Here is a 13,116-nt window from a genome sequence, read left to right on the forward strand (position 1 = left end):
GGGGGACGCCGCGCCGTCGGATCGGGCAGACGGCACAAGCCGGCAGGCTTGGCGCCCGTCACGACTGGCAGTATTGTTCCCGGCTCAGGGCCGCCCGCTGATTGAAGCGGCAAGATCAGGATTCGTCACGTGCTTTTCCCCCGCTTCCGTTCCAAGGAGCGCGATCTCCGCAGCGATATCGACCGGCTCACCACCATCCATCAGGCGGTCTCGCGGGCGCTCGGCGAAGCCGGCAGCGAGTCGCAGGGCTTGATGAGCCGTCTCGACGATGCCCGTTCCCGCGCCGCCTTTCTCTATGGCGACGTGATCGAGGGCAGCGGGGAAGAGGAGCGCTCCAATTCGGAGATGATCCGCGAGGCCGAGCGCTTCCTCGTGCGCGGCGAGAAGCGGCGCGACGAGCTCGAGACGCATACGGAATTCCTGCAACGGCTGGACAAGCTTCTCGCCAGCGCCATCGAGGCCTTGCGCGTGCAGCAGGCCGAAGACTGAGACGCCCCGTCAGGCAGTGATCCCGTATTGCTGGAGCCAGGCCTCCAGCGCGTGACCGTCGCTCGCTCCCGCGCGCTGCGCCACCACGCGGCCCTTGTGCAGGATCATCAGCGTCGGGATGGAGCGGATCTGGTAGCGGGACGCGAGCCCTGGTTCGGCTTCGGTGTCGACTTTCAGGAACCGGAACTCCTTCTCCATCTTCGCGGCGACGCGCTCATAGACGGGCGCCATAGCCCGGCAGGGCCCGCACCAGGCCGCCCAGAAATCGACGACCACCGGCATTGCGTTGCGCGTGACGAAGCGGTCGAAGCTCTCCTCCGTCGCGGCCACCGGTCCGCCGACGAGCAATCGCTGATGGCATTTGCCGCATTTGCCGGCCGCGAGGTCGGCGCCGCCGGGCACGCGGTTGATCGCGCCGCAATGCGGGCAGACGATCTCGATCCTTTCCTCGCTCATTCTCCCGCCTCCATCGCGGTTTCCGTAGTGGTCTCGTCGCCGCAATAGATGCCGTGCAGCGTCGTCAGGACGCGCGCGACCTCGCTGGAGGCGAGACGATAGAGCACCTGCTGGCCGTCGCGCCGCGTCGCCACCAGCTTCATCGCCCGAAGCTTCGAGAGATGCTGCGAGAGCGGCGACTGCGCAAGCTGAACGCGCTCGACGAGCTGGCCGACGCTGAGCTCGCCCTCCACCAGATGACAGAGGATCAGCAGCCGCTTGGTGTTGGCCATCGCGGCGAGCAGTTCCGCGGCTTCATGGGCGTGCTGTTCGAAATCGGCGATCTTCATATTGACACATTAGAACATTCGAATATATGAATGCAAGAGAAACCGAGGCCGGGTCTCCGGCCCGCCAGCCTCTCCCGCGCCGGCCCGCCCGGCCTCGCCGGGGTCGCGAGGCGGTATCGGCCGCGAGGGCCAAGAAATCTGGAGCGCATCGATGCCTGCCAAAACCGAGCGCCCGAAGAACGATCGCGAGAACATGGAATCCGCTTCGATCCCGTTCAAGGTCGACCTGACGCTCCGGCCGGAGGTCGTGCCCTTCTTCGACCCGGCCACCAACACGATCAGCTACGTCGTGCGCGACCCGGCATCCGACGCCTGCGCGGTCGTCGATTCGGTGATGGACTTCGATTATGCCTCGGGCCGTATCAGCTATGAGCATGCCGATGCCATGATCGCCCACATCCGCGCCGCCGGCTGGCGGGTGGAGTGGCTGATCGAGACGCATGTGCATGCCGATCATCTTTCGGCGGCGCCCTACATCCAGCAGAAGCTCGGCGGCAAGCTCGGCATCGGCGAGAACATCACCGTCGTTCAGAACACGTTCGGAAAGGTGTTCAACGAGGGGACCGAGTTCCAGCGCGACGGCAGCCAGTTCGACCGTCTGTTCCGCGATGGCGACAGCTATCGGATCGGCGGCATGACGGTGCATGTGCTGTTCACGCCCGGTCACACGCCCGCCTGCACGACGCATGTCGTCGGCGACGCGGCCTTCGTCGGCGATACGCTGTTCATGCCGGACGGCGGTTCGGCCCGCGCCGATTTCCCCGGCGGCGACGCGGCGACGCTCTACCGGTCGATGCGGCGGATCCTCTCGCTCCCCGACGCCGTCCGCCTCTTCATGTGCCACGACTACGCGCCGAACGGCCGCGACATCCGCTGGGAGACAACGGTCGGCGAGGAGCGGCGCCACAACATCCATGTGCGCGACGGCATCGGCGAGGACGCGTTCGTCGCGATGCGCGAGGCGCGCGACCGCACGCTGGCCATGCCGCGTCTCATCATTCCCTCCCTCCAGGTCAACATGCGCGCCGGTCGGCTTCCGCCCAAGGACGAGAGCGGGCGCACGTTCCTGAAGGTCCCCGTCAACGGACTTTGAGCGAGTTGCCTGCCCATGTGGCCCTTCACCAGACGAGAGAAGACGATGAACTATCGCATGATCGACGCTGATTTCGCCGTCGCCGGCCAGATCACGCCCGATGCCGTCCGCGACATCGCGGCGGCGGGATTCAAGTCCATCCTCTGCGCGAGGCCCGACGGCGAGGATCACGGCCAGCCGGCCTTTTCCGAGATCGAGCGCGCCGCCGCCGAGAACGGGCTCACCGCGATCCAGATCCCGATCTCCGGCTCGATCGGCGAGGGCGCGATCATCCGCATGGGCGATGCGCTCGCGGCGATGCCCAAGCCGATGTTCGGCTACTGCCGCTCCGGCGGCCGCGCCGGCTCGCTCTACGCGGCGGCGCAGAAGGCGGCGCAAAGCTGAGGCTCTTCCCTCCGGCCCGGATCGAACCATGCATCTCGAACCTCTCCAGTATCTGCTCGGCCTCCTGTCCGGCGGTCTGGTCGGGTTCACGCTCGGCCTCTTCGGCGGCGGGGGGTCGATCCTCGCGGTTCCGCTGATGGTCTATCTCGTCGGCGTACCGAGCCCGCAGATCGCCATCGGCACCAGCGCCCTGGCCGTCGCCGCCAATGCCGGCGCCAATCTCCTGGCCCATGCGCGGCGCGGCAACGTGAACTGGCGCTGCGCGGCGGTCTATTCCGCGGCCGGCGTCGCCGGAGCCTTTGTCGGCTCGTCGGTCGGCAAGGCCATCGACGGCCAGAAGCTCCTCTTCCTGTTCGCGCTGCTGATGATGGTGGTCAGTTTCCTGATGTTCCGCCGTCGCGGCGCGGCCGGGAATCCGCACTCCGTCTGCACCATGGTCAACGCCCCGAAGACGGTCGGCTACGGCGCGGCGACCGGCGTGCTGTCGGGCTTCTTCGGCATCGGCGGCGGCTTCCTTATCGTCCCCGGGCTCGTCGCGGCGACCGGCATGCCGCTCCTCAACGCGATCGGCTCTTCGCTGGTCGCCGTCACGGCCTTCGGCCTCACCACGGCCATCAACTATTCCTTCTCGGGCCTCGTCGACTGGCCGCTCGCAGGGCTCTTCATCGCCGGCGGGGTCGGCGGCGGTGTCGCGGGGGCCTTTTCCGCCGGCCATCTCTCGAAGAGCCGCGGCCTGCTCGGCTCGCTGTTTGCCGGCCTCGTCTTCGTCGTCGCGATCTACGTCGCCGTGCGCTCCGCCACGGCGTTCTGGGCCGGGTGATACCGGCATCGACTGGGAGGTAGGACAATGTCCAAAGTCGTCGTTCTCGGCGCCGGTCTCGGCGGCACGATCATGGCGTATGAACTGCGCGAGGCACTCGGCCGCGAGCACGCCGTCTGCCTCGTCGCCAAGGGTTCGAGTTATTCCTTCGTGCCGTCCAACCCGTGGGTGGCGGTCGGCTGGCGCAGCCGCGAGGCGATCACCGTCGACCTCGCGCCGGTCATGCGCAAACGCGGCATCGAGTTCCTTCCCGCCGGGGCGAAACGACTGCATCCGGCCGAGAGGCGGCTGGAAATGCTGGACGGGACGAGCGTCGACTACGACTATCTCGTGATCGCGACCGGACCCGAGCTCGCCTTCGACGAGGTAGAGGGGTTGGGCCCGGAACATTTCACCCAGTCCGTCTGCCATATCGACCATGCGCTGGCGGCGAAGCCGGCCTTCGACGCGCTCGTCGCCAATCCGGGACCGGTCATCGTCGGCGCGGCGCAGGGGGCCTCCTGCTTCGGCCCGGCCTACGAGTTCGCCTTCATCCTCGACAAGGCACTGCGCGATGCGCGGGTGCGCGACCGCGTGCCGATGACCTTCGTCACCGCCGAGCCCTATATCGGCCATCTCGGGCTCGACGGGGTCGGCGACACCAAGAGCATGCTGGAAAGCGCCATGCGCAACCGGCACATCAAGTGGGTGACGAATGCCCGCATCGACAAGGTCGAGGCGGGGACGATGTCCGTCTCCGAGATCGCCGGCGACGGCAGCGTCGCCGCGGCGCATGCGCTGCCCTTCGCCTATTCCATGATCCTGCCGGCCTTCAGGGGCGTCGAGGCGGTGCGCGGCATCGAGGGGCTGACCAATCCGCGCGGCTTCATCCTCGTCGACCGCCACCAGCGGAACCCGACCTATCCCGAGATCTTCGCCGTCGGCGTCTGCGTCGCCATTCCGCCGCTGGGCAAGACGCCGGTGCCGATCGGCGTTCCGAAGACCGGCTTCATGATCGAGTCCATGGTGACGGCGACGGCGCAGAATATCGGCCGCCTCGTCGCGGGCGAGCAACCCAATGCGGAGGGCACCTGGAACGCCGTCTGCCTCGCCGACTTCGGCTATTCCGGCATCGCCTTCGTCGCGCAGCCGCAGATTCCGCCGCGCAACGTCAACTGGTCGGCAGAGGGCAAGTGGGTGCACATGGCCAAGATCGGCTTCGAGAAGTATTTTCTCGGCAAGATCAAGGCCGGCAAGTCCGAGCCGTTCTACGAGCATCTCGCGCTTCAGGTGCTCGGCATCGACAAGCTGAAGGCGGTGAAGACGGACGCAGGGGAGGTCTGACGGCGCTCAGTCGACGCGGCCGCGCGCGGCGACGGTCTCGGTTGCCACCACATGGTCGCCGGAGACGAGATGCACGCGGTCGAAGAGGTTGGAAACCGGGCAGGCGTGGTTCGGCAGGATGCGCAGCCGCTCGCCGATCTCGGGCTTCCGCGCCGAGGCCGAGAAATCGATGGTGCCGTGTTCCTCGCTCAGCCCGGTCACGACGGCGTCGGGATAACCGAGCACGAGGCCGTAGCCGGACAGGCCGAGCAGGTCGCTCGTCAGCGCCTTGGAGCCCGCATCGACGATGGCGCGATCGTCGGTCGGGCGGCTCACCACCGTCGTGAGGACGGTCAGCGCGCAGTCGTCCAGCGTGCCGACCCCTTTCGCGACCTGATAGCGATCGAGATAGATATAGGTGCCGGGCCGGTATTCGGTCGCCGCGGCCGTCTCATGCGCCGACCAGAGGTCGGGCGTGCCGCCGGTCGAGACGATCGCGGGGGGCAGGCCGGCATCGGCGAGCGCCGCGATGATCGCGCCGAGAAGTTCGCGAGCCGGCCCGGGGCTCCCGGCGGGCGGATAGGTCATGATGCCGCCGAAGGCGAGGCCGCGGCTTCCCGCGATCAGCGCCGCCAGGGCCACCGCCTCCTCTGGCGACTGCACGCCGCAGCGCCCCATGCCGGTGTCGCATTCGACCAGCACTCTGAGCGGCTTTTCCGCCTCCGCGAAGGTCGCGGCATAGCCCTCGATCGTCGGCGCGTTGTCGGCGGTGACGGCGAGCGTCAGCCTTTCGTTGAGCCGCCGCAGCCGGTGCAGCTTCTCGGGCCCGATGATGTTGTAGGGCAGGAAGATGTCGTCGAGGCCGGCATCGGCCATCACCTCGGCCTCGCCGAGCTTCTGGCAGGTGATGCCGATCGCCCCCAGCGCGACCTGCCGCTTGGCGAAGCGCGGCAGCTTGTGCGTCTTGATATGGGGACGCAGCCTCAGCCTGTGGGCGTCGGCATAATCCTGCGCCCGCGCGAGATTGGCTTCGGCGCGATCGATGTCGACGAGGACACAGGGCGTGTCGAGCTGGTCGATGGTCAGCGGCATTTCGGGTCCTCGTTCAGTCGCCGATGGGAAGGCGCGGGTCGTTGACCTTCAGCGTGTTGAGGCTGTGCTTGATGCGGCGAAGGCCTTCCAGGACGCGCGGGCCGAGCTGCTCGGCCGTGGCGCTCGCCAGCATGTCGACGATGCCGATCAGGGCATAGCGCGTCGGCGAAGGGCGGAACAGCAGCTGCTCGTCCTCCGGCACCGCGAAGGAGATCACCGTCGCGGCAGCGTCCGCCAGCGCCGAGCCCGGCGCGGTGACGGCGATCGTCTCGGCGCCGTAGCCGCGCGCGATGCGCACCGCCTCGACGAGCGGCTGCACATAGCCGGAGATCGAATAGGCGATCACCACCGTGCCGCTCGATGCGACCGAGGCCGTCATGCGCTGCATCTCGCCGTCGGAATGCGTTGCGACGGCGAGGCCGAGGCGGAACAGGCGGTGCTCGGTCTCGAGCGCCGCGATCGACGACGACCCTCCGGAGCCGAAGGCGAGCACAGAGCGGGCGCGGGCGATATGCCCGGCCGCCTCGACGATGCGGCCGGCATCGACCTGCGCGCGCAGGAGTTCCAGCGCCCCGATCGCGCCGTCGGCGACGGCGTCGACGAAGCGGCGTTCGGCGGCGCGGTCCGCGGCGCGGCTCGCGAGATAGGCGCCGCCGATGGCCAGCGCCTGGGCGAGACGGAACTTGAAATCGCGGATGCCGTCCGTGCCCACGGCGCGGCAGAAGCGGGTGACGGTCGGCTCGCTGGTGCCGGCGCGCCGCGCGAGATCGACGATCGAGGCGCGCGAGGCGAAATCGAGATCGGCGAGGATGGTGGTGGCCAGCCGCCGCTCCGACCGGCTGCCGCCGGCCTCGGCGCGGCGGATCGCCTCGATCAGGTCGATGACGGCCGCCATGCCGTCAGCCTCCGAGGATCTCGGCGACGAAGCGGCGGTTGCCGGCGGTGAGGCCTCCATCCACGGCCAGCGAGACGCCGGTGATGCCCGAGGAGAGCGGCGAGGCGAGGAAGAGCGCTGTGTGCGCCACTTCCTCCGGCGTCACGATCCGGCCGAGCGGATAGTGCTTCTCGACTTCCTCGAGCAGGTCGGGCCGCTTTTCGAGCCGGTGATCCCAGGCCGGCGTGCGCACCGAGCCGGGGCAGATGGCGTTGGCGCGGATGCCATGCCGCCCATGCTCGACCGCGAGCGCCCGTGCGAAGGCGTTGAGGCCCGCCTTGGCGGCCGAATAGGCGGGATTGCCGAAATGGGCCAGGCCGTTCACCGACGAGACGAGCACGATCGAGCCGCCTCCGGCCGCGATCATCGGCTGGAGCACGGGCGCGACGAAATTGTAGGTCCCGGTGAGGTTGACCGCGATCTCGCTGTCGAAGGCTTCGGGGGTCGTGTCGTCCATCAGCTCGGCGCGGCTGAAGCCGGCATTGGCTATCACGGCGGCAGGGGTGCCGGAACGGGCGATGATCGCGGCGAGCGCGTCGCGCGTCGCGGCCCGGTCGGTCAGCTCGAAGACGGTCGTCTCGGCCTGTCCGAGGCCGTGCAGAAGCGCCGCCTCGCGGTCGCAGGCGGTGACCCGCGCGCCGACGTCGAGAAAGAGGCGGACGAGCGCCCGGCCGATGCCGCCGCCCGCACCGCTGATGACGACATGTCTTCCCGCCAGATCGAACATCGCCGCCTCCGATGAAGCCTCATGCTTCGCCGCAAAATGAAAAAAAGCAACATGGATTTGTCGCTTGACGGGCCATCATGTCGGGAATTTACATAGACGTCCGGTTGGCGCAGGGAGATGGCGATGGCGAAGCTGAAACAGGTCTACGGCGCGGCGCATGTGCCTCTTTCGCCGGCGGTCCGGGCCGGCGATTTCGTCTATATCTCCGGCCAGGTTCCGACCGACGCCTCGGGCGCCGTCGTCGCCGGCGGCATTGAGGCGCAGACCCGGCAGGTCATGGACAATGTGAAGGCCGCGCTGGCGCTTGCCGGCTGCTCGCTCGACCAGGTGGTCAAGACCTTCGTCATCCTTTCCGACGCGCGGGACTTCGGCGCCTTCAACAAGGTGTACGCGACCTATTTCCCGAGCGAGCCGCCGGCCCGCACGACGGTGGAGGCGCGTCTCATGATCGACATCCGCATCGAGGTCGAAGCCATCGCCTACGCGCCGCAAGGCTGATCGTCCATGCGCATCTTCACGGCCTCGTTCGCGACCGAGACCAATACCTTCTCGCCCGTGCCGACCGACCGGGCGAGCTTCGAGATGGCCTTCTATGCGCCTCCCGGCGCCCATCCCGCCACGCCGACGCTCTGCTCCTCGCCGATGGTGGCGCTGCGCCGGCGCGCGGCTGCTGATGGCATCGATCTCGTCGAGGGCACCGCGACCTGGGCCGAGCCCGGCGGGCTGATGCAGCGCGCCGCCTATGAAGGGCTGCGCGACGAGATTCTCGGCCAGCTCGCCGCGGCGCTTCCGGTCGACGGCGTCGTGTTCGGCCTGCATGGCGCGATGGTCGCGCAGGGCTACGACGATTGCGAGGGCGATCTTCTGGAGCGCGTGCGGGCGATGGTCGGCCCCGATGTGATCGTCGCCGCCGAACTCGACCCGCACAGCCACCTGACGCGCAAGCGGGTCGCCAACGCGGATATCCTGGCGAGCTTCCTGGAATTTCCGCACACCGATTTCTACGAGCGCGGCGAGCATGTCGTCGAACTCGCGATCCGCGCCATCCGGGGCGAGATCCGGCCGCGGATGTCGGTGTTCGACTGCCGCATGATCGAGGTGTTCCCGACCAGCCGCGAGCCGATGCGCTCCTTCGTCGACCGCATCAAGGCGATGCAGGGACAGGGAACGGTGCTGTCGATCTCGCTCATCCACGGTTTCATGGCAGGCGACGTGCCCGAACTCGGAACGCGCATGCTGGTGGTCACCGACGACGATCAGGCCGCCGGCGACGCGCTGGCGCGGACGCTCGGGCTCGAGATCTTTGGCCTGCGCGGCAAGACCATGATGCCGCAATACGGCATCGACGAAGGGCTCGACCGCGCGCTGGCGATCGCCGCCGAGCGTCCGGGCCGGCCGGTCGTCGCCGCCGACACCTGGGACAATCCGGGCGGCGGCGTCGCGGGCGACGGCACGCTGATCCTCCGCCGCATGATCGAACGCGGTCTGGACCGCATCGCGGTCGCGACCATCTGGGATCCGATCGCCGTCACCTTCTGCATCGCGGCCGGGGAGGGCGCGCGCATCCCGCTGCGCTTCGGCGGCAAGGCGGGCCCGGATGGCGGCGCGCCGATCGATGCCGAGGTCGAGGTGCTGCGGGTCGCGGCCGAAGGCTGGCAGAGCTTCGGCATGAGCCGCGTCACGCTCGGGCCGGCGGCGGCGGTCCGCCTCGTCGGCACGACGATCGACGTCATCCTCAACACCAACCGGACGCAGACCTTCGAACCCGACATCTTCACCAATCTCGGCATCGACCCGATGGCGAAGACGATGCTCCTGGTGAAGTCGACCAACCACTTCTATGCCGGCTTCGCGCCGATCGCGTCGGAGATCGTCTATATCGACGCCGGCGCGCCCTATCCCTCCAATCCGCGCCTCACGGACTATCGCAAGCTCGACCGGCCGATCTGGCCGCGCGTCGAGGATCCGCACGACCTCGGCACCGTCTGACCCTCAGCCTGCCCGCACCGAAGCGAGCACCTCAGGCGTGAAGGCGAAGTCGCGATCGAACGGGAACATCGGTCGTGTGCGGCGCAGATTGCCGATGCGCGGGATGTCCTGGTCGACCACGCCTTCCGAAAGCGCCATCAGGTTCGGATTGGCGATCGGGGCGAGGTCTGGCGAGAGATAACCGGACTTCACCACCACGAGATCGAAATCCTCGGGGCGGAAGCCGAAGCGCGTGAAATCGCCGATATCGTGGAACGGCCGGCGTCGGGCGGTCAGGATGATCGTCGCCTGGCCGCTGCGCACAACGGCTTCGCGCAGGTCCGCCTTCCCTGTTTCGAGAAGGGCGAGCACCTCGACCTCTGTCTCGACCGAGACGCCGGACGGGTCGAGCGTGGCGCCGATGGAGAGCCACAGACGCTGGCCGATGCCGGCGCGATAGGCGGCTTCGGTCGCCGGCCGGTCCGCGATTCCCGCGAAGAGCGCGCTGCCGCGTCCGCGGTCGAGGAAGACCGCCAGCACGTCGCCGCGGTCGCCGACGCCGCCGCCCGTCGGATTGTCGCCGGAATCGGCGAGGATCACCGGCCGCGTCGGCGAAGCGGCGGCGAGCGCGATGCACTCCTCGACCGATGTCGTGACGGGGCCGAAGCGGAAGTCCTCGCGGGCATCCCAGTAGGCGGCGGCGAGCCTGCGCGTCTCGGCCTCCATGGCGGCGCGGTCGGTACCCGTCAGGATGATCGAGGCGGTGGCGCGCGGCTCGTCGGCCCAGACATAGCCGACCATGATCGAGGCATCGAGAATGCCGGGTATAGCGTCGACCGCGGGCAGCCGCGCATAGAGCGACTTCGCCGGTTCGTCGACCGTGCTCGTGCGCTCGCCGGGCAGCAGCACCGGAACCCTGGCCCAGACCACGAACGGGTCGATCTCGCCCGCGAGGCGACGATGGAGCATCGCCAGCGCCCGCCGCTTGGTCTCGGTCACGTCGATATGTGGCGCGGTCCGGTAGGCCGAGAACATGTCGATCGCGTCGATGACGCGCTGGCTGACATTGCCGTGCAGGTCATAGCTGACGGAGATCGGGCAATCGGGACCGACGACGGCGCGGGCCGCGGCACACCAGTCGCCCTCGCAATCGTCGATCCCCTCGACCTTCATCGCGCCATGCATGGCGAGATAGAGCCCGTCGATCGGCAGCGCCTGGCGCAGCCGCTCCAGGAATTCTGCGCGGAACGCCTCATAGGTCGCGCGCTCGACCGGGCCGCCGGGGATGGTGCGGGCATGGAAGGTGGGCGCGATCTCCCAGTCCCATTCGCCGAGGCAGGCGAAATCGGGCGAGGCGGTGAGTGCCGCGCCGGTCAGGATGGTGAAGTCCGTCGCCCGGGCCAGCAGCGGATTGTAGGTCGAGCATTCGGTATGGATGCCCCCGACGGCGATCCTCATGCGTTCTCTCCGGTGAGGTCCTGCCAGCCATAGAGGATCGGCATCATGCCGGCGATGGCGCGGAAGCGCTCCCACGACTTGTCGGAGGCGGGCGTCCAGGCCGTCTCCGCGATGGCCGAGAGGCGGGGGAAGACGAGGCGGTCGAAGATGGCGCGGTCGGACATCGGCTCGGACCAGATGCAGGCCTGGATGCCGAGAAAATGCTCCCGCTCCGCCTCGCTCCAGCCCCCGGTCGGATCGAAGCGATAGGTCTTTTCCGGGCTGGAGATGCCGGCCCAGCTGGCACCGGGCTCGGCCCAGTCGATCGCCTGCGACATGTCGAGATAATAGGCCTGGCCCGGCGAGACGACGATGTCGTAGCCCTCGCGCGCCAGCGACGCCGAGACCTCGTGATTGCGCCAGCCGACGAGATAGACCTTCGCCTTGTCGATGACATTGCCATGCGCGGCCTCTTCCCAGCCGCCGGTCACGCAGCCGCGCGAGGCGAGGAACGCCTGCACGCGGGCGAGGAACTCGGCCTGCAGGATCGCCGCGCCCGAGCCTTCGATGTGATCGGCGCCGTCATGGTTCGTCGTGACATTGTTGCGGCGCGCATGCGACTCGGCCGCCGCCTTGCCGGCCAGCGTCTCCAGCCGCGCCAGCGCCTGCGGCGAGCCGGACCAGGCGCCGAGCGGCACCTCGTCGGCGCCGATATGGATGATGCGGTCCGGGAAGAGCGGGATCAGCTCGTCGAAGATCGTCTCGAGGGCGCGGTAGGTTTCCTCGCGCGCCGGGTTGAGGCAGTTGTTTGGGAAGCCCTGCACCGACTGGTATTCGCCGCTCTCGCCGGGATCGCGCAATTCGGGCAGCGCCTGCAGCAGCGCGTAGCAATGGCCGGGGATGTCGATCTCCGGCACGACGACGATACCGAGGCTCTTCGCATAGGCGACGATCTCGCGGATCGCGTCCTTCGTGTAGTAGCCGCCGGTCGGCTGCGGTCCGCTGCCGAGCAGCGGCGGCAGCTTGAGGCCGTGGCCGCGCCAGGCGGCGATCTCCGTCAGCGCCGGATAGGCCTCGATCTCGACGCGCCAGGCCTCGTCGTCCGAGAGATGCCAGTGGAAGCGGTTCATCTTGTTCCAGGCGAGGATGCGCAGCAGCGCCTTGATCTCGCCTGTCGAATAGAACTGCCGCGACACGTCGAGATGGGTGCCGCGCCAGCCGAGCTGCGGCGCATCGGCGATGTGGCCGGAGGCGGGGAAGAGGAACGCCGAAGGGTGGCGGAGCGCGCCGCGCAGGATCTGGCCGAGCGTGACGAGGCCATACAGGAAACCCGTCTCGGTCGAGGCCGCGACGGCGATCGCGTCGGCGGCGAAGTCGATGCGATAGGCCTCGGCGGCGAAGCCCTCGCGCTTCTCCAGCGTGACCGTGCGCCCGCCCTCGGCGGCGCTCCGCACCAGCGCGTCGCCGGGGAACAGCGCATCGGCGAGGCCCGCGAAGGTCGCGGCCGCGGCTGCCGCTTCCGCGGTCGTGCCGGCAGGCGCGAGCCCGGCCGGCGTCGGCGCCCGGCCGGCGACGGCGACCTCGGCCGGCCAGGGAATGACCGAGACGGAGACCGGTGCGGTGGCCGGAACGGGATAGAGCACCGCGCCACGCTTCAGCGGCGCGTTGTCGCCGCGCGCGACCGTCGCCGCGATGGCGACCGGAACGGCGCTGTCGTCCGCGAGGATCACATAGGCGGACGTGGCGCCGTCGCTCCAGTGGCGCAGCGGGTAGGAGAGGCCGCGCACCGTCAGCGTCCAGCTCGCGCCCGCCTCCAGCACGAAGCCCTCCGGCGGCGCGAATTCGGCATGGTTGGACAGCCGCGCCACGAGCGTGCCGCCTTCGACGACCGCCTTCGGATCGATGCGCGCCGGCCCGTTGACCGCGAGGCGGAAGCCGGAAAGCGGCGTGTCGGAGCGGTTGCTCAGCGTCAGCCTGTAGGAAAGCGGACGCCCTTCGGCGGGCGGCGTCCATTCGGTTTCGAGGCGGAGGGCGCGCGGCGCGATGGTCATGGCAGGGCCTGTCGGTGGTTCGTCGGAGGGGAGG

14 protein-coding genes are annotated in these 13,116 nt (G+C 68.8%); 7 read left to right on the forward strand and 7 right to left on the reverse strand.

Annotation, left to right across the window (positions count from 1 at the left end):
* The first annotated feature begins 129 nt into the window (after positions 1 to 129).
* The gene (locus QO015_RS18790; protein ID WP_266283525.1) at positions 130 to 489 is read left to right on the forward strand and encodes a hypothetical protein; all 360 of its coding nucleotides are present in this window, start codon (positions 130 to 132) and stop codon (positions 487 to 489) included.
* Between the two features lie 9 nt (positions 490 to 498).
* Here the strand turns inward: QO015_RS18790 and trxC are convergent, their stop codons facing one another.
* Both trxC and QO015_RS18800 read right to left on the reverse strand, forming a co-directional pair.
* Complete coding sequence (trxC, locus tag QO015_RS18795) at positions 499 to 945, reverse strand: thioredoxin TrxC (protein ID WP_266283526.1); 447 nt, start codon at positions 943 to 945, stop codon at positions 499 to 501.
* Positions 942 to 1,274 (reverse strand): ArsR/SmtB family transcription factor, encoded by a 333-nt coding sequence (locus QO015_RS18800; RefSeq protein ID WP_266283527.1) that lies wholly within the window; start codon positions 1,272 to 1,274, stop codon positions 942 to 944. Before QO015_RS18800 ends, trxC begins: the two co-directional genes overlap by 4 nt.
* A gap of 193 nt (positions 1,275 to 1,467) precedes the next feature.
* Between QO015_RS18800 and QO015_RS18805 the strand changes: the two genes are divergently transcribed.
* The 4 genes from QO015_RS18805 to QO015_RS18820 are packed head-to-tail and all read left to right on the forward strand — an operon-like array spanning position 1,468 to position 4,894.
* Positions 1,468 to 2,367 carry an MBL fold metallo-hydrolase gene (locus tag QO015_RS18805; RefSeq protein ID WP_370877470.1) on the forward strand — a complete coding sequence of 300 codons (900 nt, stop codon included), beginning with the start codon at positions 1,468 to 1,470 and terminating at the stop codon, positions 2,365 to 2,367.
* Between the two features lie 45 nt (positions 2,368 to 2,412).
* On the forward strand, positions 2,413 to 2,751 hold the full coding sequence (locus QO015_RS18810; protein WP_266283529.1) for a protein tyrosine phosphatase family protein: 339 nt from the start codon (positions 2,413 to 2,415) through the stop codon (positions 2,749 to 2,751).
* Positions 2,752 to 2,779: 28 nt separating this feature from the next.
* Positions 2,780 to 3,571 (forward strand): sulfite exporter TauE/SafE family protein, encoded by a 792-nt coding sequence (locus QO015_RS18815; RefSeq protein WP_266283530.1) that lies wholly within the window; start codon positions 2,780 to 2,782, stop codon positions 3,569 to 3,571.
* A gap of 27 nt (positions 3,572 to 3,598) precedes the next feature.
* The gene (locus QO015_RS18820) at positions 3,599 to 4,894 is read left to right on the forward strand and encodes an NAD(P)/FAD-dependent oxidoreductase (RefSeq protein ID WP_266283531.1); all 1,296 of its coding nucleotides are present in this window, start codon (positions 3,599 to 3,601) and stop codon (positions 4,892 to 4,894) included.
* Between the two features lie 6 nt (positions 4,895 to 4,900).
* Here the strand turns inward: QO015_RS18820 and QO015_RS18825 are convergent, their stop codons facing one another.
* Genes QO015_RS18825 through QO015_RS18835 form a run of 3 tightly spaced genes read right to left on the reverse strand, consistent with a single transcriptional unit; the run spans position 4,901 to position 7,626 of the window.
* Positions 4,901 to 5,965, reverse strand: coding sequence for a D-TA family PLP-dependent enzyme (locus QO015_RS18825; protein ID WP_266283532.1), 1,065 nt, complete (start codon positions 5,963 to 5,965; stop codon positions 4,901 to 4,903).
* A gap of 13 nt (positions 5,966 to 5,978) precedes the next feature.
* The gene (locus QO015_RS18830; RefSeq protein WP_266283533.1) at positions 5,979 to 6,860 is read right to left on the reverse strand and encodes a MurR/RpiR family transcriptional regulator; all 882 of its coding nucleotides are present in this window, start codon (positions 6,858 to 6,860) and stop codon (positions 5,979 to 5,981) included.
* Between the two features lie 4 nt (positions 6,861 to 6,864).
* Positions 6,865 to 7,626, reverse strand: a complete 762-nt coding sequence (locus QO015_RS18835) for an SDR family oxidoreductase (protein WP_266283534.1) — start codon at positions 7,624 to 7,626, stop codon at positions 6,865 to 6,867.
* Between the two features lie 123 nt (positions 7,627 to 7,749).
* Here QO015_RS18835 and QO015_RS18840 point away from each other — a divergent pair, with 123 nt between their 5' ends.
* The gene (locus tag QO015_RS18840) at positions 7,750 to 8,124 is read left to right on the forward strand and encodes a RidA family protein (RefSeq protein WP_266283535.1); all 375 of its coding nucleotides are present in this window, start codon (positions 7,750 to 7,752) and stop codon (positions 8,122 to 8,124) included.
* 6 nt (positions 8,125 to 8,130) lie between these two features.
* On the forward strand, positions 8,131 to 9,615 hold the full coding sequence (locus tag QO015_RS18845) for a M81 family metallopeptidase (protein WP_266283536.1): 1,485 nt from the start codon (positions 8,131 to 8,133) through the stop codon (positions 9,613 to 9,615).
* A 3-nt stretch (positions 9,616 to 9,618) separates the two neighbouring features.
* On the opposite strand, the gene QO015_RS18850 is transcribed toward QO015_RS18845, so the two are convergent.
* Together QO015_RS18850 and QO015_RS18855 are read right to left on the reverse strand one after the other, a co-directional pair.
* Positions 9,619 to 11,052, reverse strand: coding sequence for a M81 family metallopeptidase (locus QO015_RS18850; RefSeq protein ID WP_266283537.1), 1,434 nt, complete (start codon positions 11,050 to 11,052; stop codon positions 9,619 to 9,621).
* On the reverse strand, positions 11,049 to 13,082 hold the full coding sequence (locus QO015_RS18855) for a beta-N-acetylhexosaminidase (RefSeq protein ID WP_266283538.1): 2,034 nt from the start codon (positions 13,080 to 13,082) through the stop codon (positions 11,049 to 11,051). Before QO015_RS18855 ends, QO015_RS18850 begins: the two co-directional genes overlap by 4 nt.
* Positions 13,083 to 13,116 lie beyond the last annotated feature (34 nt).

Source organism: Kaistia geumhonensis, assembly GCF_030815145.1.
Classification (GTDB): Bacteria; Pseudomonadota; Alphaproteobacteria; order Rhizobiales; family Kaistiaceae; genus Kaistia; species Kaistia geumhonensis.